This is a genomic window from Mycolicibacterium hodleri (assembly GCF_025822245.1).
Classification (GTDB): domain Bacteria; phylum Actinomycetota; class Actinomycetes; order Mycobacteriales; family Mycobacteriaceae; genus Mycobacterium; species Mycobacterium hodleri.
The window spans coordinates 1-22,879 of sequence record NZ_JACKTL010000008.1 but is presented as its reverse complement, the minus strand read 5'-3'; the positions used below and the strand labels follow the sequence as shown (position 1 = coordinate 22,879).

Sequence of the window (22,879 nt, the reverse complement as noted above, 5' to 3'; positions counted from 1 at the left end):
TGGTCACGGGTGGTTCTGTCGAAGGCGCTGGACGGCCGTACGCCGTCGTGGCCGCCGCCGACTGCCCTGCGCGCGGTGCACGATCTGTTCGTGGCGGGGGAAGTCGACTCGACCTATCTCGACTCCACGGCCATCCGGCCCGTCGTCGCCGAGAGTTGGCGCCGCAGCCTGGCCAAGGGCGTCGACCCCGACACCGAGGGCGCGGAGTCGTCCGACGCGACCCTGCGACTCGCCCGGTTGCGTGACGCGCATCCGCTGGCGTCGGCCCTTCCCGTGATCCGGCGGCTGCTCGTCGACGACGCCAGGGACTCGGGCGTGGTGGTCGCCATCACCGCCGCCGACGGCACGTTGCTGTGGGTGGAGGGCGACCCGGAGGCACTCCGCAAGGCGGAGTCGATGAACTTCGTTCCCGGCGCGGACTGGAGCGAGCGCCGCGTCGGGACCAACGCGCCGGGCACCGCGCTCGCCCTCGACCGGGAGATGCAGATCCGCAGCTCCGAACACTTCTCTCGGGTGGCGCAGCGGTGGAGTTGCACCGCGGCGCCCGTCCACGACCCCGGCACCGGCGACCTCCTCGGCGCGATCGACCTGACCGGTGGCGTCGAGGTTGCCTCGGCGCAAGCGCTGGCCCTGGTGCGGGCCACCGCCGTCGCCGTCGAGAACCATCTGGCGTTGCTGCGGCTCACCAAGCCGGCGGCCCCGGCCGCGGATCCGGTGGGTGCCCGGCTGCGGGTGCTCGGCGCCAGCCGCCCGCGGTGGCAGGCCGCCGACGAGCGGGGCAACCGCCGGTCGTCGAGCTTGACCCCGCGGCACGCCGACATCCTGGTCCTGCTCAGTCAGCATCCCGAGGGTCTCAGTGCCGACCACCTCGCGATGATGCTCGACGACAAGGACCTCGACGTGGTGACGGTCCGCGCCGAGATGTCGCGCCTGCGACGCGTCATCAAGCCGGTGGTGGTGGGGTCGCGGCCGTACCGGCTGCTCGAGCCCGTGGTCAGCGACGTCAGCCAGGTCTTCGACGAGCTGCGGTCCGGCCGGGTCGCCGCCGCGCTGGACGTCTACACCGGCGCGCTGCTGCCGCAGTCGATGTCCCCAGCGGTGGCGCGCCTGCGCACGGAGCTGAGCACCAGTCTGCGAACGGCTGTGATCGCCACCGGCGACCTGGCGGTCCTGAGGCGTTGGTTGGACCTGCCGGAAGGTCGCGACGACCGCGACGGCTGGCGGCTCTTGCACGACGGCGCCGGTGCCGGGTCGGTCGGTCAGGCGCGCGCCCGCGGCCATCTGGCCGGGCTCGACATGGATCTCGCCTGAACCGACGGGAACCGGACGGCCCCGCGCTGCGTCGTATTCGGGCATGGGAGACATACAGTCCGCACGCGTCGACGTCGGGGCGCTTCTCGACGCTGCCGGCCGGTGCGACGCGATCGCAGACATCGTCGACGGGTTGGCCCGCGGTGGGCTGAACCGCCTCGTGTTCGACGGTGCCGTCGCCGGTCGTGATCACGTGGCCGGCGGCGACGGCGTGCGGCGGGCCGTCGACGACGTCGTCGGCCAGACGTCCTCGTGGGCCAGGGCGATGCGCGAGATCGCCGCCGCGTTGCGGGCGTCCGGCGACCGCTACGTCGAGGTCGACGCGCGCGGCGCAGCGCGGCTGGGATGACGGTGGGCGACACCGTCGACGTCGCGGGCCGACTCGCCGAGGGCAGACCTGCCGTCGACGACGTGGAGGAGTACGTGGCGGCGTGTCGTCGGCTCGGGTATCAGCACCCCGATCTGACGGGGCACCCCGCGCAGGTGCGCGACTGGTACTCCGGTGAGGACGGCCTGGACCTGCGGGCGTTGGAGTCCGACCACGGTGCGCTGTCGGCCGCCGCGTCGGCCGCCGAGGACGCGGCCCGCATGCAGGCCGACGTGATGGCTGATCTGGACGCCGCCTGGTCGGGCCGGGGTGCGACGGCAGCTCGCGAATTCCTCTGGCGCAGTTGCCAATCCGCGACCGCCGTCAGCTCGGCGGTGCGGGCGGCCGCCGACGCGGTGGCCACCCTGCGAGACGCGCTGTGGCAGGCCGTCGACGCGAAGGTGGCGGCCACCGAGGCCCTCGTGGGCGAGCAGCGCGCCCACTGGCTGGCCGCCGCCAAGACGGTGACGACCGGCGCCGGGGACGTCGCCGCCGCCAGTGAGTTGGTCGACCTGGAGGTGACGCCGTTCGTCGACGCGATCGTCGGAGCCGACTGGGTGACGGCGATGCGCGAGTCCGCCGCCGCGGTCGACGCCGCCTATGACGCGGCGATCGCGCGTATCACCGCACCGGTCGCCGCTTTCGGCGTGCCCGGTGTGCTCGGCCCGCGCGGCGACCTCGTCGCGACGAAGGATCCGACGCCCGCGCCGGTGGCCGCGGCCGTGCCGGAGCCCGCGTCCGTACAGACCGTCCCCGCGGCCGCCGTCGGATCGGTCCCCGCACCGGCGGCGGCCGCGCCGTGGTCCAGTCCGGAGGCGGCGACGATCCCGCCTCCCGCGGCACCCGTGGGAGCGCCGCCGCCGACGTCGACGACGCCGGCGGCAGGAGAGTTCGGCGCGGGCACGGCGCCGATGGGTGCCATGGGATCGACGGGGTCCGGCCTCGGGGGGTTTGGGGAATTTGGGCAGCAGCTGGCCGACCTGATCGGCGGGTTGGTCGGCTCGGGCGGCGAGCTGGCCGACTCCGCCGGCGTCGACGAGCCCGTCGACCTCGACGATCCCGACAATCCCGACGAGGAACTGGACGACCCGCCGGAGGACGAGGAGGACGACGAGGACGACGACGACGAGGAGGTCGCGAAGGCCGAAGACGACGAGGGCGAGGAGGGCGAGGACCCCGCCGTGTCCGAGGCCGACGAGGGACTTGGGGAGCCCGCCGCCGACGTCGCCGAGGCGGCGGCCGAGCCGCCCCCGGTAACGGAACCCGCGCCGACCGTGCCGCCCGAGCCACCGGTGGAGCCGCCGCCCGCCGTCGTCGCACAACCCCTCGCCGGGGACACCGGGCCGACGCCCTGCGAGATCGCGGCCGACGAGCTACCCCAGGTCGGGGAGTAGCGCAGTCAGCGGCCGTCGTCGCCGCTCAGTCGGGCGTGGGCGTGCATGTCGTGCCACCCGTCGGAGTGCAAGGCCGCACCGCGTCGGGTGCCCTCCTCGGCGAACCCGGCCTTGGTCGCCACCCGGCAGGAGGGCAGGTTGCGGGTCGAATGCTGCAACTGGAGGCGATGAAAGCCGGCCGCGAAGGCCCACTCCGACAGCGTGACGACGGCCCGCGGGCACAGCCCGCGTCCGCGCGACGCGGGGCACATCCAGTAGGCGACTTCGGCCGTGGCGTCGAACAGGTCGACGCCCTTCAAGGCGATGCGGCCGAGCAGGGCGTCATCCGCCCCGACGATTGCCCAGTTGAACTCGGACTCGGCGGCCCAGCCGCCCTGCCAGCGCGTGATCAGTTCGCGTGCTTCGTCTTCGGTGTCCGCGCGGCTGACGTGCCACTGCCGGATCGCCGGGTCGTCGAACGCCGCGACCAGGGCGGCGGAGTCGTCGAGGATCCACGGTCTCAGTACCGCGTCGCCGACGGCGATGCGAGGGTGGTCCGAGGTCGAGAACGAGCCCGTCGGCAAGGCGGGCGGAAACGAGCTGGGCACGAAACCATCTTCGCTCGTGCCGGCGCCGGTGCGCGACGCTCAGACCGTCTGGTCGCGACGGTCCAGCGCGGCGGCGACGAAGGCGTCGCGGACCGGGTCGACGACGGCCGCATCCCAGATGAGGGTGACGCGACCGGGCGGGATGTCCTCGATCGGCACGACGCACACGTCGGGCCGCCGGTAGAACGCCGTCGCCGACCGCGGCAGAATCGCGAAGCCCTCGTGCGCGGCGACCCGCTCGAGCTTCTCCTCCATGCTCGACGCGGCGCGGAAGGTGGCGCGCCGTCGCTCGGGCGTCGCGACGGCGAACCACTCCGGCACGACGGCCGGGTCCTGCAGTGGGTGGTGCGACGCCAGCTCGGCGAGTCGCACCGACGGCCGACGGGCCAGGGGGTCGTCGGCCGGCAGCAGCGCGTCCCGTGGTTCCTCGAGGAGCGCCGCGGTCCCGAGCCCGCGGTGGTCGACGGGCTCGCGGGCGTAGACCACGTCGAGAGTGCGGGTGCGCACCGCCTCGAGTTGTTCGGTCGCACCGATCGGGACTACCTCCGCGCGGTATGCGGGGTGCGCCGATTCGAAGGTCCGCACGGCGGCGGTCGCCAACAGCCCCGGCATCACCCCCACCCGCACGACTCGCGCGGGAGTATTAACCCGAAAAAGTCTCTCTCGCAATGCCTTCGACTCAGCGAGCAGGAAGCGCGCGTCCTGCAGCAGCTGGCTCCCCGCGTCGGTGAGAGCGGCGCCACGGGTGTCGCGGACCAGCAGGCGGACGCCGAGCTCGTCCTCCAACGCCCGGATCTGGCGCGACAGCACCGGCTGGGCGATGTGAAGGAGCTTGGCGGCCCGGCCGAAGTTCAACTCCTCGGCGACGGCGACGAAGTAGCGCAGCTTGCGCATGTCGAGATCCGGGCTACTCATACCCCCAGGGTATCGCCGGGCGACGCAAAGGGTCTTGGACGGACGGCGGCGGCCGGGGGAGCGTGGAGCCATGACCTTGAAGAACGCGACAGTCCTCGTCATCGGCGGCACCTCGGGCATCGGACTCGGTGTCGCACGCGCGGTGGCCGACCGCGGTGCCACTCCGGTCGTCGTGTCCCGGCGCCGCACCAGCGTCGACCGGGCCCTGGCCGAACTGCCCGCCGGAGCTCGCGGCGCCACCGTCGACCTCGCCGATCCCGGGGCGCTCGACCGGCTCGCTGCCGAGGTGGGCGACGTCGACCATCTGGTCTACACGGCCGGCGAGCCGCTGGAGATGACGGCGCTGGCCGAGCTGACGCCGGAGGTCGTCAACGCGTTCTTCCAGACCCGTTTCGTCGGTGCCCTGAGCGCGGCGCGAGTGTTCGGTCCGCGGCTGCGCGCCGGTGGCTCGATCACGCTCACCAGTGGTACGGCGGCGTGGGACCCGGGTTACGGTGCCCTCCCGTCCAGTCTGTGCGGCGCGATGAACGGGTTGACCGCCGCTCTCGCGGTGGAGTTCGCGCCGATCCGGGTCAACGCCGTCGCACCGGGACTGATCCGCACCCCGCTCTGGGACGCCATGCCCGAGGACGACCGGCAGGCGCTGTACGAGCAAGAGGCGCAACGGGTTCCACTCGGCCGCGTCGGCGAGGTGGCGGACGTCGCGCGTGCCTACGTCTACTGCATGGAGCAGACGTTCAGCACCGGCACGGTGCTCACGGTCGAGGGTGGCACCCTGCTGGTGTGACTCAGTGCGCCAGCTCGACGAGTTCCTCGCAGAACTTCACCGTTTCGCGGTCGTCGCCGGAGAGTGGGTGCACCAGCATGGTGGTGACGCCGGCCTCGGCGTAGGCGGCCAGCCGCTCCTTGACGAAACCCCTTGGCCCGACGAGGGATATGTTGCGCACCAGGTCGTCGGGTACCGCCGCGACGGCCTCTTCCTTCTTGCCGGCCAGGTAGAGGTCTTGGATGCGGTCGGCGACCTCGCCGAAGCCGTACCGGGTGGCCAGGTTGTGGTAGAAGTTCTTCCCGCGCGCACCCATGCCGCCGATGTACAGCGCCAGTTGGGGTTTCGCCCACGCGAGCCGGTCCTCGACGTCGTCGCCGATGGCCAGGCTGGTCGAGACCATGACGTCGAGGGGGCCCAGCGCGGGGTCGCGCCTGGCGGCACCGGCGCGCAGCGCCTCTCCCCAGACGTCGTCGGCCTTCTCGGGGTAGTAGAAGATCGGCTGCCAGCCCTCGGCGATCTCGGCGGTGAGCTTGACGTTCTGCGGGCCGAGTGCCGCGATGGCGATCGGAATGCGTTCGCGGACAGGGTGATTGATGAGCTTTAGTGGTTTGCCGAGACCGGTGCCCCGCTCGGCGGGCAATGGCACCTGGTAGTACTTGCCGTCGAATTCGACCTTGTCGCGGCGCCAGACCTGGCGGCAGATCTCGACGACCTCGCGGGTGCGCCCAAGCGGTGCGTCGAACGGGACGCCGTGGAAGCCCTCCACCACCTGCGGGCCGGACGTGCCGATGCCGAGCCGGAAGCGGCCGTCGGAGACGTAGTCCACGCCGGCGGCGGTCATCGCCAGCAGCGTCGGCGTGCGGGTGTAGATCGGGACGACGCCCGAGCCCAGCTCGATGCTGGAGGTCTTGGCGGCGAGGTAGCCCAGCTGGCTGATGGCGTCGTAGGAGTAGGCCTCGGCGACCAATGCAACGTCGACTCCGCACTTCTCGAGTTCGACGACTTGATTGGCTGCCTCCCGGAAGCCGCTGGCGTAGCTCATGAAGATGCCGGTGCGCATGGTGGTGTTATAGCACGATCAACCAGTTGGTTGGGAAGGCGGGGTGTGAGGTGCGGCCTACGGCACGACGATGATGGACGACGTGCACGAGGGAGAACGCAACGCCGAGTGGGTAACGGCAGCCACGTGAATTCACTCAAGTGGTCTCGCGCGGCGGTGTTCCTGGTCTTCGCCGTCTTCGGGCTGTGCATCTCCACGTGGGCGGTGCACATCCCGTCGGTCCAAGAACGCACCGGGGTCTCGGTGGGGACACTGGGGAGCTTGCTGCTCTTGCACGGCGCCGGAGCGTTGATCGGAATGCAGGCCTGCGGTCCGCTGATCAACCGGTGGGGCAGCGCGCGCATCGCACTCGTCGGCGCCGCGGCCATGGCCGCGACGCTGGCCCTTCCCCTCAACGCGCCGACGCCCGCGCTGTTGGGTGGCGCCCTTCTGATCTTCGGTGGCGCGACGGGCATCACCGACGTCGGGATGAACGCACGCGCGGTCGCCGTCGAGCAGCAGGCGGGCAAGCCGATCATGTCCGCGTTCCACGCCATCTTCTCCGTCGGCAGCGTGATCGGCTCGTTGATCGGTGCCGCCGCCCTGGCCGCCGCGTGGGGCATGCCGGCGACGACGGCCGTGATGTGCGGCTCGTGCCTGCTGCTGGTCGCGGTGACCGCGCCCAACCTGCGGAGTGTGCGAGCCGATCCGACGACGGGGGTCGGTGCGCCGCCGGAGGGAGCGCCTTCCGAACCCCTCAGCAAGCGCCGCCGCCTGGTGCTGCTCGGTGCACTGGCGTTCGTCCTGCTGCTCGCCGAGGGCTGCGCGATGGACTGGAGCAGCCTGCACGCCCAAGAGCGTCTCGGAGTCTCGAACTCGTTGGGTGCCCTCGTGTTCGGCGGATTCGTCACGGCAATGACGGTCGGACGGTTCACCGCGGACATGGTCAGTGCCAGGAAGGGGCCCGTCTGGGTGCTGCGCTACGGCAGTCTGGCCGTCGTCGGGCTGGGCATCGTGGTGGCGTCGCCCGCGCTGCCGTTGACGATGGCCGGCTGGGTGATCTTCGGTCTCGGGCTGTCCGGCAGCCTGCCGCAGGTGTTCACCGCGGCGGGCAATGTCGCGGGTGCGACCGGCACCGACTTCTCCCGGGTGGTGGGCTGCGGCTACGTCGCCTTGCTCGCCGGCCCCGCGTTGATCGGCTGGCTCTCCGAACTGGTGACGCTGAACCTCGCCCTGCTGCTGCCACTGGTCGCCGTGGCAGCCGCGGCGTTGGGCGCCCGCGCGGTCGGCGGCGACGAATCGCCCGCCATCGCCGCGCAGGGAAACGGCGAGTCGGTCCGCCGTCGTTGAGCCCCGCGAGACTGCGGTCGTCGCGACGACACGCCGACGGCGGCGTCATCACGCCGAGTGTCGGCGCACCTACGGCTTGAGGAGCGCAACCACCTTGTTCTCCAGTTCGACGGGGTCGCCGGAGAACGGATCGAGGACGTCGGCCTTGGGCAACGCCACCTCGGGATCGGCGAAGTCCCGGTAGGTCTTGTCGCCGGCCAGCTCGTGCAGCAGGTAGCCCGTCAGGAGCGCCCGCACGATCTTCTGCGTGCCCTTGTCGGCACCCGGCAGCTCGAGCGCCCTGGCGACGCGGCGCCCCTCGACGAGGCCGCCGGCGGTCACCTTCTTGACCTCCCGCAGGGTCGCCGGCTTCCACGCCCTGGCCAATTCGACGGCGTTGGACCGCAGTGACATGGGGTCCCCGGGGTCGGACAGGATGAGGCCGGGCACCCTCAGCGACGACGCGGGCTGGGTGGTGGCCGGTTTGGTGACGGTGGGGAACACCGCGGCGGCGGCCTTCACGCGGCCCGACATCCCCGCGGCGGCGAAGACGGCGGCCGATCCGCCGAAGCCGTGACCGGCGACCCCCAGCTTGGTGGGGTGCACGCTGATCTTGCCCGGGCCCAGTCGCACTCCGGAGATGACGTCCAGCGTGGTGCCCAGGTCGAACGCCAGGCTCAGCACGGAGGGGGCGAAGCCGGTCTCGGTACTCGGGGCGGCGGCGACGATGCCCCACGACGCCAGGTGTTCCAGTGTTCCCGCGTACCGGTCGGCGGAGACCAGCCAGTCGTGCCCGAAGGCCACGCCGGGCAGGTTCATCCCCTTCTCGGGGGTGTAGACGAGCCCGGGCAGGCCGGCAAAGGCCAGGTCACCACGTAGTACGCGATGCGGTCCCCGACGGGTCAACGCAGCGAAGAGCTTCTTCGTCTTGGCCACCCGATGACCGTAGCTCACACCGGGCCGGGGGCGCGGCTTGCACTACCCTGAACAGTCATGTGCGGAATCGTCGGCTACGTCGGACAGCGTCCTGCCCGAGACATCGTCGTCGACGCGCTGCGTCGGATGGAGTATCGGGGTTACGACTCCTCGGGGGTCGCCCTGCTCGACGGGCACGGCGGCATGGACGTGCGCCGGCGCGCCGGACGGTTGGCCAACCTCGAGGCGGCTCTCGCGGAGGCCGACGCGCAGGACATGACCGGTAGCACCGGCATGGGCCACACCCGGTGGGCCACCCACGGCAGGCCGACCGACCGCAACGCCCACCCGCACCGCGACGCCGCCGGCAAGATCGCCGTCGTCCACAACGGCATCATCGAGAACTTCACGGCGCTGCGCTCCGAGCTGGAAGCCCAGGGCGTCGAGTTCGCCAGCGACACCGACACCGAGGTCGCCGTCCACCTGGTGTCCTGGCAGTACCACCACGGCCCGTCCGCGGGAGACTTCGTCGGCTCGGTGATGGCCGTGCTGCCGCGCCTGGAGGGCCACTTCACGCTGGTGTTCGCCAACGCGGACGAACCGGGCACCATCGTCGCCGCGCGGCGTTCCACGCCGCTCGTGATCGGCGTCGGCGACGGCGAGATGTTCCTCGGCTCCGACGTCGCCGCCTTCATCGAGCACACCCGCGACGCCGTCGAACTCGGCCAGGATCAGGCCGTGGTGATCACCGCCGACGGGTACGCGATCTACGACTTCCACGGCAACCGGGACGACGCCGCTGCCCGGCCGTTCCACATCGACTGGGACCTGTCGGCCGCCGAAAAGGGCGGCTACGAGTACTTCATGCTCAAGGAGATCGCCGAGCAACCCGCCGCCGTCGCCGACACCCTGCTCGGCCACTTCGCCGGCGGGCGCATCGTGCTCGACGAGCAGCGCCTCAGCGACCAGGAACTCCGCGAGATCGACAAGGTGTTCATCGTCGCCTGCGGCACGGCGTACCACTCCGGGCTGCTGGCCAAGTACGCCATCGAGCACTGGACGCGGCTGCCCGTCGAGGTGGAGCTCGCCAGTGAATTCCGTTACCGCGACCCGGTGCTCGACCGCAGCACCCTGGTGATCGCCATCTCGCAGTCCGGCGAGACCGCCGACACGCTCGAGGCGGTCCGGCACGCCAAGGAACAGAAGGCCAAGGTGCTGGCCATCTGCAACACCAACGGGTCACAGATCCCGCGGGAGTGCGACGCGGTGCTCTACACGCGCGCCGGGCCGGAGATCGGCGTCGCGTCCACCAAGACGTTCCTGGCCCAAGTCGCCGCCAACTATCTGGTCGGGCTGGCGCTGGCCCAGGCCCGCGGCACCAAGTACCCCGACGAGGTGGCGCGCGAGTTCGCCGAGCTCGAGGCGATGCCCGATCTGATCGCCCGGGTGCTGACGTGCATGGAGCCGGTGACCGCGCTGGCCCATCGGTTCGCGAGGGCGCAGACGGTGCTGTTCCTCGGCCGTCACGTCGGCTACCCGGTCGCGCTGGAAGGTGCGTTGAAGCTCAAGGAGCTGGCGTACATGCACGCCGAGGGCTTCGCGGCCGGTGAGCTCAAACACGGGCCGATCGCGCTCATCGAGGACGGCCTGCCCGTCATCGTCGTGATGCCGTCGCCGAAGAACGCCGCGATGCTGCACAGCAAGCTGCTGAGCAACATTCGCGAGATCCAGGCTCGTGGGGCGGTCACGATCGTCATCGCCGAAGAGGGCGACGACACGGTCCGGCCCTACGCCGACCACCTGATCGAGATGCCCGCGGTGTCGACGCTCTTCCAGCCGCTGCTGTCGACCATCCCGCTCCAGGTGTTCGCCGCCGGGGTGGCCCAAGCCCGTGGTTACGACGTCGACAAGCCGCGCAACCTGGCCAAGTCGGTCACCGTCGAGTAGTCGTGCAGCACTCTGGTAAGCCTGCACGATGACCAGTGAAACGCGCACAGCCATCGTCACCGGCGCCTACGGAGGCATCGGACGAGCCATCACCGAGGTGCTCCTCGAGGAGGGGTTCGCGGTGACGATGGTCGGTCGCGATCCCGACAGGTTGCGGACCGCCGCCGATCTTCTGGCCCCGGCCAACGGTGCCGATTTGCGTTGGCTGGCAGGGTCACTCGCCGACGAGGGCTTCCTCGACGAGGTGGCCCTCGTCGGCGAGTCCCATGGCTCCCTGGACCTGCTGGTGAACAATGCCGGCATGGCGGGCACCAGGGCGGTCGGCGAGCTCACCGCGGAGTTCGTCGACGAGCAGTTCGCCGTCAACACCCGGGCGGTCATCCTGCTGACCACCAAGTGTCTTCCCTTGCTGCGCAACGCGGTTGGCGAAAGGGGTTCGGCTCAGGTGGTCAACACCGCTTCCAACGCGGGCAAGCGCGGCGAGGCCATGCTGTCGTCCTACTCCGCGTCCAAGGCCGCGGTGGTGGGGTTCACCGAAGCCCTGCACGACGAACTCGCCGGGGAGGGCATCAAGGCCACCGCAATCTGCCCGGGCCTGACCGACACCCCAATGGCCGACGACTACCGCGAGGGCGGCGCCGTGGAGATGATCACCCCACGCGACGTGGCCGAGACCGTCCGACTGACCACCCGGCTGTCGCGGGCCTGCGTCATCCCCGAGATCGTGCTGTTGCGACCGACGGAGTGGGTGGCGGCCTCCGAATTGCGGTGACGCGCAAAAGCCGTCAGCCGAGGTGTTGCGCCAGGAACGGGCGGATCAGCGCGACTGCGGCGTCGAGCTTGCTCTCCAGCAGGAAGTGCCCGCCGTCGAGCAGGTTGACCTCGGCCGTCGGCAGATCGCCTGTGAAGGCCAATGCGCCTGCCGGCCCGAAGATCTCGTCGTTGCGACCCCACACCGCCAGCAGCGGCACCTGCGAGGTGCGGAAGTACTCGTGCACCTGTGGATAGAGCTCGACGTTGCTGATGTAGTCGGCGAACAGCTCCAGTTGGATCGCCACCGACTCCTCGGTGTCGGCGACCGCGGTGTGGGCGTTGGTCCAGGAATCCGGGTCGACGACGGTCGGATCCGGAACGCCGTGCGTGTATTGCCATTTCAGACCCTCGGGGCTGATGAGTCCGCGCAGCACGTCGGCGTTGGCCTCGGAGCGGTCCCGCCCGTAGGCGAACAGCGGCTCCATGGCGTCGCCGACGAAGCCCTCGACGTAGGCGTTGCCGTTCTGCGTGACGATCGCGGCGATCCGCTCCGGGTGTCGCAGCGCGAGGCGCCATCCCACGGGTGCGCCGTAGTCCTGGACGTACAGCGCGTAGCGGGTCAGCCCGAGGTGGTCGAGGAGTGCGTCGACGTGGTCGGCGAGTGAGTCGAAGGTGTAGTCGAACTGGTCGACGCCCGGGCGCTCGGAGTGGCCGAACCCCGGGTAGTCCGGAGCGATGACGTGGTAGCGGTCAGCCAGTGCGGGGATGAGGTTGCGGTACATGTGCGAACTGGCCGGGGTGCCGTGCAGCAGGACGACGGCTGGCGCGTCCCTACGCCCCGCTTCGCGGTAGAAGGTGTGGCGGCCGGCGATCTCGGCGTAGCGGTGGTGCGTGGTCATGACTAACCCCTTTGGATTCGTTTGATGGTTAGCAGTGAACAGTCCGTCGACTAACCTGTCAAGTGGTCTATGGTGGTTAGTATGAAATCCGAATGGTCGGAGGTGCTCCTCGACCTGCTGAACACCACGCCGGTCGTCGACGGCACACCCACCGACACGCTCGACGCGGCCTGGCTGCGCGCCCACGGGGCGGCCGGGCAGCGGGTCCGCGACGTCCGAGGTGTGCGCGACGACCTGCAGCGCGTGGTCCGCGGCGAGGCCCCTGGTGCCGTGCTCGACGCCCGTCTGCGCGGCGTCACGCAAACGCCGGAGATCGTCGGCGACGTCCTGACGTGGCGCCTCGAGGCCGACTGGCCGGCGCGGCTGGTGCTCGCCTGGGGTGAGCTGCAGTCAGCCATGCCGGGCCGGTTGCGTCCCTGTGCCAACGGCGAGTGTCACCTGTTCCTTCTCGACCGCAGTCGCGGCGGCACCGGCAGGTGGTGCTCGATGAGTGAGTGCGGCAACCGGATGAAGGCGCGCCGTCACTACGGCAGGGCCGTGGGCAAGGAGACGTAGCCCTTGATTGGGCCGCCCGGCCGCGTAGCCTCCCTCAAGTAAGGGTTACCTAACTTCAGGAGGCGATGGCATGGACACCCTCGATTCGGCCCCGGTGGCCGGTGTACTCACCCGATTGTTCGACGAGGCCGCAACGGCCGACGGCGCGTTGATGGCGCAGATCGCCGACGAATGGGGTGACGGCGATCCCGTCGCCGAGTTGTTGGCTCGGGAGGCGACCGACTACCGCGGGCTCTACCACGACTTCGCGGACAACTTCTTGAACGTGTCCGCTGAATTCGGGCAGTTCCTCTACGTCTGCGCGCGCGCCCGGCAGGCCACGAACGTCGTGGAGTTCGGCACGTCCTTCGGCGTCTCGACCATCCACCTCGCCGCGGCGCTGCGCGACAACGGAGGCGGGCGCCTCGTCGGCACCGAACTGGAGCCGACCAAGGCGCGGCGCGCCACCGAGAACCTGGCCGCCGCGGGACTGGCCGACATCGTCGACGTCCGCGTCGGAGACGCCCTCGAGACGCTGCGCGACGACGTCGGCGACGTGGACCTGGTGCTGCTCGACGGTGCGTTCAGCCTGTATCTGCCGGTACTCCAACTCCTCGAACCCCGACTGCGCCCCGGCGCCCTCGTGCTCGGCGAGAACGCCTCGGGTGACTACCTGAACTACGTCCGCGATCCCCGCAACGGCTACCGTTCGGTCCCGCTGCCGTTCGAGCCGGGTCGCGGCAACGAACTCTCCGTGCGGACGGCGTGAGTCGATGGCCACGCTCGTAAGCGCCATCCCGCTGTTCAGCGCGGTGCGCGACGCGATGTTCCTGTCGGGCACCGTCAGCGCGCTGGACCAACCCACTCCCACCATGCGCCGCATCCAACTGCGCGGGCCCCGCCTGAAGGGGCTGACCTGGACGCCCGGTCAGCACGTCCGGTTGCAGGTGGCGGGGTTTCGCGAATCGGTGGTGCGGCTCCGCCCGCGGGACACGCTGCGCACCTACTCGATCCACCAGACCGACCCCGACGCGGGCACGCTCGACCTGGTGATGTTCGACCACGGTGTGGCCGAGACGCCGGCCAAGCGTTGGGCGGCAACCGTTTCCGTCGGTGACAAGGTGACCTTCACCCGCCCGCAAGGCAACTTCGTAGTGCGCCCGGACGCGCCGCATCACCTCTTCGTCGGGGAGGAGACGGCATCGGTCGCGTTCGCCGCGATGCTGCGTTCACTGCCCGCCGGGGCCGCGGTCCACGGCGTCGTCGAGGGCGAGCCGGGCGCCACCCCGCTACCCCTGGCCCACGGGGTGACGCACGTTCAGCGGGCCGGTTCGGCGGCCGACTCCACGGCGCTGACCGACGCGCTGCGCGCCCTCGACCTGCCGGACCAGCCGGGCGTGGCGTACCTGGCCGGTGAGGCCCGCACCATCCAGCGCCTACGCCGGATCTTGACCGACGAGCGCGGCTGGGATCGGCGCCAGATCGTCACCAAGCCCTTCTGGACCCCTGGCCGCACCGGCATGGAGTAGGAGCGGGTCCACGCGGTCGACGTGTTGACCGCTGGCCGACGTGGCCCACGACGTAACGTGGGCCGGGTGCGGCACTACTACGGCGCGGACGCCATTCGTCAGGCAGAAGCACCGCTGTTGGCCAGCCTTCCCGACGGTGCCCTGATGCGTCGGGCGGCGTTCGGCCTCGCAGGCGCCGTCGCCGCGGAATTGCGCTCGCGCACCGGCGGGGTCGCCGGACGCCGGGTCTGCGCCGTCGTCGGATCCGGTGACAACGGCGGCGACGCACTCTGGGCGGCGACGTTCCTCAGGCGCCGCGGGGTCGGCGCCTCGGCGATACTGCTCAACCCGCAACGCGTGCACCGCCAGGGGTTGGCGGCGTTCACGCGCGCCGGCGGACGTGTGGTCGAAAGCCTTCCGACGGCAACGGATCTGGTGGTCGACGGGGTGGTCGGCATCTCCGCCACCGGTTCACTGAGGCCCGATGCCGCGGCGGTCTTCGCCGCCGTCGAGGCCGCGGGCGTCCCCGTCGTGGCCGTCGACCTACCCAGCGGGGTCGACGTGGCGACCGGCGCGGCCGACGGACCCCACGTCCACGCCGCGCTGACCGTGACGTTCGGCGCTTACAAGCCCGTACACGCACTGGGGGAGTGCGGCCGGGTCGAGTTGGTCGACATCGGCCTCGACCTGCCCGACGGCGACCTGGTCAGCCTGGAGGCCGCCGACGTCGCCGCCCGCTGGCCGGTGCCGGGGCCGCGTGACGACAAGTACACCCAGGGCGTCACCGGTGTGCTGGCCGGCTCGAGCACCTACCCCGGCGCGGCGATCCTCTGCACCGGGGCCGCCGTCGCCGCCACCTCCGGCATGGTGCGTTACGCGGGAACCGCCGACGCCGAGGTGGTTTCGCACTGGCCCGAGGTAATCGCGACGTCCTCGGCCGAGGACGCCGGCCGCGTGCAGGCGTGGGTGGTGGGACCGGGGATCGGCACCGACGACGCCGGTGCGGGCGCCCTACGGTTCGCGCTCGGAACGGACCTGCCGGTCGTCGTCGACGCCGACGCCCTTACGGTCCTGGCCGCACATCCGGAGATGCTTCGCGGCCGCACGGCACCCACGGTGCTGACGCCGCACGCCGGCGAGTTCGCCCGGCTGGCCGGTCATCCACCCGGCGACGACCGGGTGGCCGCCACGCGCGCACTGGCCGACCGGTTCGGCGCCACCGTCCTGCTGAAGGGCAACGTCACCGTCGTCGCCGAACAGGGCAACCGGCCGGTCTACCTCAACCCCGCGGGTCAGTCCTGGGCGGCCACCGCCGGCTCGGGGGACGTGCTCTCCGGTGTCATCGGCGCGCTGCTCGCCGCCGGGCTCCCCAGCGGCGAGGCCGCGGCGATGGCCGCCTTCGTCCACGCCCGTGCCGCCGGGCTGTCAGCCGAAAGCCCCGGACCGCGGCCGGCACCCACCTCGGCCTCCGGAATCCTCGGTCACATCCGTTCGTCGATCGCCAATCTCTAGAAGGGACACCAGATGTCATCCAGGCACACACCGTCGGCCTCGATCGCTCCGGCCTACACCGGCCGGCTCTCCACGGCGCCGGTGCCGACGCTGCGCATGCCCGAGGATTCGATGGACCCGCAGGCCGCCTACCGCTTCATTCACGACGAGCTCATGCTCGACGGGAGTTCGCGACTGAACCTCGCGACCTTCGTGACGACGTGGATGGACCCCGAGGCCGAGAAGCTGATGGCCGAGACGTTCGACAAGAACATGATCGACAAGGACGAGTACCCGGCCACCGCCGCCATCGAGCAGCGCTGCGTGTGCATGGTCGCCGACCTCTTCCACGCCGAGAACCTTCGCGACGACGACCCGAACAGTGCCGTCGGCGTCTCCACCGTCGGCTCCAGTGAAGCGGTGATGCTGGCCGGGCTGGCGATGAGCTGGCGCTGGCGGGCGAAGGTCGGGGACGGGAAGAACGGCTGGCGCACCCGCAGGCCCAATCTGGTGATGGGTTCCAACGTGCAGGTGGTGTGGGAGAAGTTCTGTCGCTACTTCGACGTCGAGCCGGTATACCTCCCGATGGAGGAGGGGCGCTACGTCATCACCCCGGAGCAGGTGCTCGGCGCGGTCAACGAGGACACCATCGGCGTCGTCGCCATCCTCGGCACCACCTACACCGGAGAGCTCGAGCCGGTCGCGGAGATCTGCGCGGCCCTCGACGAGCTGGCTTCGCAAGGGGGAGTGGACGTTCCGGTGCACGTCGACGCCGCCAGCGGCGGCTTCGTGGTGCCGTTCCTGCACCCGGACGTGATCTGGGACTTCCGCCTGCCCCGCGTGGTGTCGATCAACGTCAGCGGCCACAAGTACGGTCTGACCTACCCGGGCATCGGTTTCGTCGTCTGGCGCAACGCCGACCACCTCCCGGAGGAGCTGGTGTTCCGCGTCAACTACCTCGGTGGCGACATGCCCACCTTCACGCTGAACTTCTCCAAGGGCGGCAACCAGGTGATCGGCCAGTACTACAACTTCCTGCGCCTCGGCCGAGCCGGCTACGGCCAAGTCATGACGTGCCTGTCGCAGACGGCGCGGTGGCTGGGCGATCAGCTGCGCGACAGCGAGCACTTCGAGCTGATCTCCGACGGCTCGGCGATCCCGGTGGTGAGCTTCAAGCTCAAGGGCACCCGCGGCTACACCGAGTTCGACGTCTCGCACGCGCTGCGGGCCTACGGCTGGCAGGTGCCCGCCTACACGATGCCGGCCGACGCCACCGACGTCACCGTGCTGCGGGTCGTGGTCCGCGAGGGATTCTCCACCGACCTGGCGAGGGCGCTGCGGGACGACGCCCTGACCGTGCTCAAGTCGCTCGACGAGCTCAAGCCGGACGGCCACTTCGACGGGGTGCAACCCTTCGCCCACTAGGGCGGGGAGCCGGTGTCGGGCGACGCTGCCCGGGCGTTCTGAGACAATCGTGGCGACATGACCGTGCATCCGACCGAATTGCCGACCTCGACCGCCACGCCGACCGCGGTGGTCGATCTCGGCGCGATCCGGCACAACGTGGCCCTGCTCCGCGAGCTCGCCGGGTCGGCCGAGGTGATGGCCGTGGTGAAGGCCGACGGATATGGCCACGGCGCCTCACGCGTCGGCCGGGCCGCCCTCGAGGCGGGCGCCTCGGAACTCGGCGTCGCGACCCTCGGTGAGGCGCTCGACCTGCGTCGGGACGGCGTGACCGCCCCGGTGCTGTGCTGGCTGCACGCGCCGGGCACCGACTTCGGGCCCGCGCTCGCCGCCGACGTGCAGATCGGCGTGTCGTCGGCTCGGCAACTCGACGAGGTCCTCGACGCCGCCCGCCGGACCGGCCGCCCGGCGACCGTCACCGTCAAGGTCGACACCGGTCTGAGCCGCAACGGCGTCGGAGCCGCCGAGTTCCCGGCCCTGCTGACGGCGCTGCGCCACGCGGTCTCCGACGGGGCGATCAGGCTTCGCGGTCTGATGTCGCACCTGGCCTGCGGTGACGATCCGACGAGCCCCGTCAACGACCGACAGGCCCGGCGGTTCACGGAGATGCGAACCCAGGCGCGCGAGGCCGGCGTCGAGTTCGAGGTGCACCACCTGTCCAATTCGCCGGCGGCCATGACGCGGCCGGACCTGGCCTTCGACCTGGTGCGGCCCGGCATCGCGGTGTACGGGCAGACGCCGATCCCCGCCAGGGGCGACATGGGGCTGCGACCCGCCATGACGCTGAGGTGCCCGGTCGCCTACGTGCGTCGGCTGAAGGCGGGCGACGGGGTCTCCTACGGTCACACGTGGGTCGCCAAGGCGGACACCACCGTTGCGCTCATCCCGCTGGGGTACGCCGACGGCGTCTTCCGCGGGTTGAGCGGCCGGATGTCCGTCTTGATCAACGGGCGACTCCGGCCGAACGTCGGCCGCATCTGCATGGACCAATTCGTGGTGGACCTCGGACCGGGACCGGTCGACGTGAGCGAGGGCGACGACGCCGTCCTCTTCGGCCCCGGCGACCTCGGCGAACCCACGACGCAGGACTGGGCGACGACGCTGGACACCATCAACTACGAGGTCGTCACCAGCCCACGCGGTCGGGTCTCCCGCGTCTACGTCGACTCGCCAGGCGGAAGCCGTTGAGCCGCAAGCGAAGAGGGCAGTGGCTGGCCGGTCTTGCCGGCCTCTCCGCGGTCGGTGGACTCGCGGGCGCCACCGTCGCGCGCTCCCTCACGCGCCGCGTCACCGACGTCGACCCCCACCAGGACGAGGACTTCGAACTCCTCGACGCCGACCGGGGATGCGTGGTGACGACGTCGGACGGCGTCCCCCTCGCGGTCCGGGAGGTCGGCCCGGAGGACGCACCGCTGACGGTGGTGTTCGCCCACGGCTTCAGTCTGCGCATGGGGGCGTTCTACTTTCAGCGCGCCCGCCTGACCGAACAGTGGGGATCGCAGGTCCGGATGGTCTTCTACGACCAGCGCGGGCACGGCCAGTCTGGTGAGGCGTCGCCCGACTCCTACACCGTTCCCCAGTTGGGGCAGGACCTCGAGACCGTGTTGTCGGTGATGGTTCCCCGCGGACCGGTGGTCCTCGTCGGTCACTCGATGGGCGGGATGACGGTGTTGTCCCACGCCCGCCAGCATCCGCAGCGCTACCCGAGCCGCGTCGTCGGCGTCGCCCTGATTTCCACGGCAGCCGAAGGGGTTTCGCGGTCACCGTTGGGCGAGGTGCTGAAGAATCCCGTCCTCGAGGCCGCTCGCTTCGCCGTGCGGTACGCGCCGAAGACCGTGCACCGCACCCGCGGCGCGGCGAGCTCGGTGATCGGTCCGGTGCTGCGGGCGGCGTCCTACGGCGACGAGAAGGTCAGCAGAAGCGTCGTCGCGTTCTCCGAGCGGATGATGCACGACACGCCCATCGCCACCCTGGTCGGCTTCCTGCACGCACTCGAGGTGCACGACGAGACCGCGGCGCTTCCCGTGCTGGCCAAGGTGCCGACGCTGATCGTCTGCGGCGACCACGACCTGCTGACCCCCCACGAATACTCCGAGGCCATGGCCGCCGAACTGCCGAAGTCCGAGCTCGTCGTCGTCGGCGGCGCAGGGCATCTCGTTCAGCTGGAGCAACCCGAGATCGTCGACGACGCGTTGGTGCGTCTCGTCGAGCGGGCGACGCCGTCCAAGCTCGTCGCGTTGACGCGCCGGTTGCGGGAACGGGTTCGCACCCATGGCTGAGGTGCTCGAGGGCACCGCGGAGTTGCCGACCGCCGAGGACACCCTGGCCTTCGGTGCCCGGTTGGGTGCCGACCTCGTCGCCGGCGACGTCGTCGTCCTGTCGGGTCCCCTCGGTGCCGGAAAGACCGTGCTGGCCAAGGGGATTGCCCGAGCCATGGACGTCGACGGCGCCGTCACCTCGCCGACGTTCGTGTTGGCGCGGGTGCATCCGGCGCTGCGGGCCGGGGCTCCCGCGATGGTGCACGTGGACGTCTACCGGTTGCTCGACCATGCCGGCGCGGATCTGCTGGCCGAGCTCGACTCCCTGGATCTGGACACCGATCTCGACGACGCCGTCGTGGTGGTCGAATGGGGTGAGGGCTTGGTGGAACGGTTGTCCGAGCGGCATCTCGACATCAGACTCGAGCGTGGCGGCGACACCGACGTCCGGATCGCGACCTGGAAGTGGGCGGGCAGATGACCGTCGTCCTGGCCGTCGACACCGCCACTCCCGCCGTCACCGCGGGGGTGGTCCGCCGCACGCCGGAGGGCGTCGAGGTCCTCGGCGAGCGGGTGACGGTCGACCCGCGCGCCCACGCCGAACAGCTGACCCCAAACGTGCTGGGCGCCTTGGCCGACGCCGGGTTGGGGATGGCAGACCTGGACGCCGTGGTCGTGGGTTGTGGTCCCGGTCCGTTCACCGGGCTGCGCGTCGGCATGGCGACCGCCGCGGCCTACGGCCACGCCCTCGACATCCCGGTGTACGGCGTCTGCAGCCTCGACGCCATCGGGGTGGACACCGCCGGCGACGTACTGGTGGTCACCGACGCCCGCCGTCGAGAGGTGTACTGGGCGCGCTACCGCGACGGTGTCCGCGTCGACGGCCCCGCGGTGAACGCACCCGCCGACGTGCCCGCCGACGCGTCGGCGGTCGCCGGATCGCCCGAGCACGCCGTACTCTTCGGCCTGCCCCCACTGTCGCCCAGCGTGCCGACCGCGTCGGGACTGGTGCGCGTCGCCGAGTGGGCGAACCCACCGGAACCGTTGGTGCCGTTGTACCTTCGGCGTCCCGACGCCAAGCCCCAGCAGGCGCGCCCGTGACCGTGGAGTACGGCCCCCTGACGATCGGCGACGCCGACCGCTGCGCCGACCTGGAGGCCCAGTTGTTCCCCGGCGACGACCCGTGGCCCGCGGTGGCGTTCATCCGGGAGCTGGAGTCCGCCCACAACCACTACGTGGCGGCGCGGCTGGACGGCGAGCTGGTCGGGTACGCGGGAGTGAGCCGGCTGGGCCGCAGACCACCGTTCGAGTACGAGGTGCACACCATCGGCGTCGACTCCCGCTTCCAAGGCAAGGGCATCGGCCGCCTGCTCCTCGACCAGTTGCTCGCCATCGCCGACGGCGGGACGGTCTTCCTCGAGGTGCGGACCGACAACGCCGCGGCGATCGGGCTGTACGAGAGCGTCGGCTTCGCTGTGGTGGGGCTGCGCAAGAGGTACTACCGGGTCAGTGGCGCCGACGCGTACACGATGCGTCGACCGGCCGTGGAGTCGGCCGGGGGAGGGGCACCATGATCGTCTTGGCCATCGAAAGCTCTTGTGACGAAACGGGAGTCGGCATCTGCCAACTCGACGACGACGGCACCGTGACGCTGCTGGCCGACGAAGTCGCCTCCAGCGTCGACGAGCACGCCCGCTTCGGCGGCGTCGTCCCCGAGATCGCGTCACGCGCACATTTGGAGGCACTCGGCCCCACGATGCGCCGGGCCCTGGCGACCGCCGGCGTGTCGAAGCCGGACGCCGTCGCCGCCACGATCGGCCCCGGCCTTGCCGGCGCCCTGCTGGTGGGTGTTGCTGCGGCCAAGGCGTATTCGGCTGCCTGGGAGGTTCCGTTCTACGCGGTCAACCACCTCGGCGGACACCTCGCCGCCGACGTCTACGATCACGGGCCGTTGCCCGAGAGCGTCGGGCTGCTGGTCTCCGGCGGACACACCAACCTGTTGCACGTGCGGTCGCTGGGTGAGCCGATCGAGGAGATCGGCGGCACCGTGGACGATGCCGCCGGCGAGGCCTACGACAAGATCGCCAGGCTGTTGGGCCTGGGCTACCCGGGTGGCCGGGTGCTCGACGAGCTGGCCCGCACGGGCGACCGCCACGCGATCGTCTTTCCGCGGGGCATGACGGGTCCCCGTGACGACCCGTACGCGTTCAGCTTCTCGGGGCTCAAGACGGCGGTGGCGAGATACGTGGAGTCGCATCCGGACGCCGCGACCGCCGACGTCGCCGCCGGGTTCCAGGAGGCCGTCGCCGACGTGCTCACCAAGAAGGCCGTGCGCGCGGCCGAAGCCCTCGGCACGTCGACGCTGCTGATCGCCGGCGGCGTGGCGGCCAACTCCCGGCTGCGCGAACTGGCCGAGGAACGTTGCGCGGCAGCGGGTTTGACGCTGCGGGTGCCTCGGCCGAGGTTGTGCACCGACAACGGCGCGATGATCGCCTCGTTCGCCGCGCACCTCATCGCCGCGGGAGCGTCGCCGTCGGCGCTGTCGGCGGCGACCAATCCCGGACTGCCGGTGGTGCGGGGCCAGGTCGCCTGAGCCGCCGCTAGAGGCGAATACGGCGGGCCGCGACGGTCAGTCGTCGCGCCTGGAAGCGCACCGGCGACAACCGAGGCCGGTTCAGCGGCAGGTTCGCGTCGGCGGCGATGGCCTCGACGACGCTGCGGTCGTCAGTGTGCACGTGGCACAGCCGACGTGATCAGATCCCAGCCCGACCGGTCTGGGCCCGTTTAGAAGGGTGGTGGGCTCGGGTCGCCGTCGAGGGCGTGTTCGGCGGCGGGTGTTGGTGTAGTGGTGCGCTGGCGGTGGTTGGCGGCTCGTTCGGCGGCGATGTGATGGGCCCGCTGGTGTGCGCGGGTGCGCCGGCGGCGCGGCATCTTCGCCGTGCGGTCGGAACCGTTCAGCACACGGTCTCGGGCGTCGAGGACGATCGGGGCCGTCGGCGCGCGCAACCGTGGAAAGACGACTGCGCTGCCGGGGTGGGTGACGTACCGGTCCCCGGCCGGTGAGGTCCAGATGACCGTGCCGTCGACGAGCTGCTCGTCGCGCCAGCCCCAGAACGTCTTGACGAGATGATGAAAACGGCACAGGCACTTCAGGTTCGACGCCTGCGTCGGCCCGCCGCGACCATGGGGGATCGTGTGGTCCAGGTCGCCACGGGTGGCCGGGGCGTTGCAGCCGGGGAAGCGGCACGTCAGGTCCCGGCACCGCACGTAGTCCGCCAACCCCCGCGACGGCACGTAGCCGCACTCCGGAGCAGCGTCGACCGGGTGCACCAACGGGCGAAGCCGGGCGGCCTTCGCCAGCTCGGCGACCATCTCCGGTGGGATCAACCCCTCGAACCC

General features: G+C 71.0%; 25 protein-coding genes. 18 read left to right on the top strand and 7 right to left on the bottom strand.

What is annotated here, in order from left to right; translation table 11 throughout:
* The first annotated feature begins 9 nt into the window (after positions 1–9).
* From H7J06_RS01180 to H7J06_RS01170, 3 genes are read left to right on the top strand one after another with little or no spacing between them, the layout of a single operon-like run.
* Positions 10–1,311: a helix-turn-helix domain-containing protein gene (locus tag H7J06_RS01180; RefSeq protein WP_264036245.1), complete on the top strand. Its 1,302-nt coding sequence runs from the start codon at positions 10–12 to the stop codon at positions 1,309–1,311.
* A 43-nt stretch (positions 1,312–1,354) separates the two neighbouring features.
* On the top strand, positions 1,355–1,660 hold the full coding sequence (locus H7J06_RS01175; RefSeq protein ID WP_264036243.1) for a type VII secretion target: 306 nt from the start codon (positions 1,355–1,357) through the stop codon (positions 1,658–1,660).
* Positions 1,657–3,072: a hypothetical protein gene (locus tag H7J06_RS01170; RefSeq protein ID WP_264036242.1), complete on the top strand. Its 1,416-nt coding sequence runs from the start codon at positions 1,657–1,659 to the stop codon at positions 3,070–3,072. Before H7J06_RS01175 ends, H7J06_RS01170 begins: the two co-directional genes overlap by 4 nt.
* 5 nt (positions 3,073–3,077) lie before the next feature.
* Here H7J06_RS01170 and H7J06_RS01165 read toward each other — a convergent pair whose 3' ends face one another.
* Together H7J06_RS01165 and H7J06_RS01160 are read right to left on the bottom strand one after the other, a co-directional pair.
* Positions 3,078–3,659, bottom strand: coding sequence for a GNAT family N-acetyltransferase (locus tag H7J06_RS01165; protein WP_264036240.1), 582 nt, complete (start codon positions 3,657–3,659; stop codon positions 3,078–3,080).
* Positions 3,660–3,698: 39 nt separating this feature from the next.
* Complete coding sequence (locus H7J06_RS01160; protein ID WP_264036239.1) at positions 3,699–4,574, bottom strand: LysR family transcriptional regulator; 876 nt, start codon at positions 4,572–4,574, stop codon at positions 3,699–3,701.
* A 70-nt stretch (positions 4,575–4,644) separates the two neighbouring features.
* On the opposite strand from H7J06_RS01160, the gene H7J06_RS01155 reads away from it, so the two are divergent.
* Positions 4,645–5,361, top strand: coding sequence for an SDR family oxidoreductase (locus tag H7J06_RS01155; RefSeq protein ID WP_264036238.1), 717 nt, complete (start codon positions 4,645–4,647; stop codon positions 5,359–5,361).
* 1 nt (position 5,362) lies between these two features.
* Here the strand turns inward: H7J06_RS01155 and H7J06_RS01150 are convergent, their stop codons facing one another.
* A complete protein-coding gene (locus tag H7J06_RS01150; protein WP_264036237.1) occupies positions 5,363–6,403 on the bottom strand; it encodes an LLM class F420-dependent oxidoreductase in 1,041 nt (346 codons plus the stop codon).
* 126 nt (positions 6,404–6,529) lie between these two features.
* Between H7J06_RS01150 and H7J06_RS01145 the strand changes: the two genes are divergently transcribed.
* Positions 6,530–7,732, top strand: coding sequence for an MFS transporter (locus tag H7J06_RS01145; RefSeq protein ID WP_264036236.1), 1,203 nt, complete (start codon positions 6,530–6,532; stop codon positions 7,730–7,732).
* Positions 7,733–7,801: 69 nt separating this feature from the next.
* Here H7J06_RS01145 and H7J06_RS01140 read toward each other — a convergent pair whose 3' ends face one another.
* Positions 7,802–8,647, bottom strand: a complete 846-nt coding sequence (locus H7J06_RS01140; protein WP_264036234.1) for a dienelactone hydrolase family protein — start codon at positions 8,645–8,647, stop codon at positions 7,802–7,804.
* Positions 8,648–8,704: 57 nt separating this feature from the next.
* On the opposite strand from H7J06_RS01140, the gene glmS reads away from it, so the two are divergent.
* Together glmS and H7J06_RS01130 are read left to right on the top strand one after the other, a co-directional pair.
* A complete protein-coding gene (gene glmS / locus H7J06_RS01135) occupies positions 8,705–10,573 on the top strand; it encodes a glutamine--fructose-6-phosphate transaminase (isomerizing) (RefSeq protein WP_264036232.1) in 1,869 nt (622 codons plus the stop codon).
* A 28-nt stretch (positions 10,574–10,601) separates the two neighbouring features.
* Entirely contained in the window at positions 10,602–11,345 is a 744-nt protein-coding gene (locus H7J06_RS01130; protein ID WP_264036230.1) for an SDR family NAD(P)-dependent oxidoreductase, read from the top strand.
* A gap of 13 nt (positions 11,346–11,358) precedes the next feature.
* Here the strand turns inward: H7J06_RS01130 and H7J06_RS01125 are convergent, their stop codons facing one another.
* The gene (locus H7J06_RS01125) at positions 11,359–12,225 is read right to left on the bottom strand and encodes an alpha/beta fold hydrolase (RefSeq protein ID WP_264036228.1); all 867 of its coding nucleotides are present in this window, start codon (positions 12,223–12,225) and stop codon (positions 11,359–11,361) included.
* A gap of 81 nt (positions 12,226–12,306) precedes the next feature.
* On the opposite strand from H7J06_RS01125, the gene H7J06_RS01120 reads away from it, so the two are divergent.
* From H7J06_RS01120 to tsaD, 11 genes are all read left to right on the top strand, one after another.
* Entirely contained in the window at positions 12,307–12,780 is a 474-nt protein-coding gene (locus tag H7J06_RS01120; protein WP_264036226.1) for a CGNR zinc finger domain-containing protein, read from the top strand.
* A 70-nt stretch (positions 12,781–12,850) separates the two neighbouring features.
* Positions 12,851–13,528: an O-methyltransferase gene (locus H7J06_RS01115; protein WP_264036224.1), complete on the top strand. Its 678-nt coding sequence runs from the start codon at positions 12,851–12,853 to the stop codon at positions 13,526–13,528.
* A gap of 4 nt (positions 13,529–13,532) precedes the next feature.
* On the top strand, positions 13,533–14,288 hold the full coding sequence (locus H7J06_RS01110; protein ID WP_264036223.1) for a siderophore-interacting protein: 756 nt from the start codon (positions 13,533–13,535) through the stop codon (positions 14,286–14,288).
* Positions 14,289–14,354: 66 nt separating this feature from the next.
* Positions 14,355–15,779, top strand: coding sequence for an NAD(P)H-hydrate dehydratase (locus tag H7J06_RS01105; protein WP_264036222.1), 1,425 nt, complete (start codon positions 14,355–14,357; stop codon positions 15,777–15,779).
* Positions 15,780–15,791: 12 nt separating this feature from the next.
* Entirely contained in the window at positions 15,792–17,183 is a 1,392-nt protein-coding gene (gad, locus tag H7J06_RS01100; RefSeq protein WP_264036221.1) for a glutamate decarboxylase, read from the top strand.
* Positions 17,184–17,240: 57 nt separating this feature from the next.
* Complete coding sequence (gene alr / locus H7J06_RS01095; RefSeq protein WP_264036220.1) at positions 17,241–18,410, top strand: alanine racemase; 1,170 nt, start codon at positions 17,241–17,243, stop codon at positions 18,408–18,410.
* Positions 18,407–19,501 (top strand): alpha/beta fold hydrolase, encoded by a 1,095-nt coding sequence (locus H7J06_RS01090; RefSeq protein WP_264036217.1) that lies wholly within the window; start codon positions 18,407–18,409, stop codon positions 19,499–19,501. The genes alr and H7J06_RS01090 overlap by 4 nt, the downstream gene beginning before the upstream one ends.
* Positions 19,494–19,961, top strand: a complete 468-nt coding sequence (gene tsaE / locus H7J06_RS01085) for a tRNA (adenosine(37)-N6)-threonylcarbamoyltransferase complex ATPase subunit type 1 TsaE (RefSeq protein ID WP_264036215.1) — start codon at positions 19,494–19,496, stop codon at positions 19,959–19,961. The genes H7J06_RS01090 and tsaE overlap by 8 nt, the downstream gene beginning before the upstream one ends.
* Positions 19,958–20,581, top strand: coding sequence for a tRNA (adenosine(37)-N6)-threonylcarbamoyltransferase complex dimerization subunit type 1 TsaB (gene tsaB / locus H7J06_RS01080; protein ID WP_264036213.1), 624 nt, complete (start codon positions 19,958–19,960; stop codon positions 20,579–20,581). The genes tsaE and tsaB overlap by 4 nt, the downstream gene beginning before the upstream one ends.
* Positions 20,578–21,054, top strand: coding sequence for a ribosomal protein S18-alanine N-acetyltransferase (gene rimI, locus H7J06_RS01075; protein WP_264036211.1), 477 nt, complete (start codon positions 20,578–20,580; stop codon positions 21,052–21,054). Before tsaB ends, rimI begins: the two co-directional genes overlap by 4 nt.
* Positions 21,051–22,073 (top strand): tRNA (adenosine(37)-N6)-threonylcarbamoyltransferase complex transferase subunit TsaD, encoded by a 1,023-nt coding sequence (gene tsaD / locus H7J06_RS01070; protein WP_264036208.1) that lies wholly within the window; start codon positions 21,051–21,053, stop codon positions 22,071–22,073. Before rimI ends, tsaD begins: the two co-directional genes overlap by 4 nt.
* Before the next feature lie 7 nt (positions 22,074–22,080).
* On the opposite strand, the gene H7J06_RS01065 is transcribed toward tsaD, so the two are convergent.
* Positions 22,081–22,215 carry a hypothetical protein gene (locus H7J06_RS01065; RefSeq protein WP_264036206.1) on the bottom strand — a complete coding sequence of 45 codons (135 nt, stop codon included), beginning with the start codon at positions 22,213–22,215 and terminating at the stop codon, positions 22,081–22,083.
* 49 nt (positions 22,216–22,264) lie between these two features.
* Positions 22,265–22,879: HNH endonuclease signature motif containing protein (locus tag H7J06_RS01060; RefSeq protein ID WP_264036204.1), on the bottom strand; the 615-nt coding region annotated here is incomplete at its 5' end.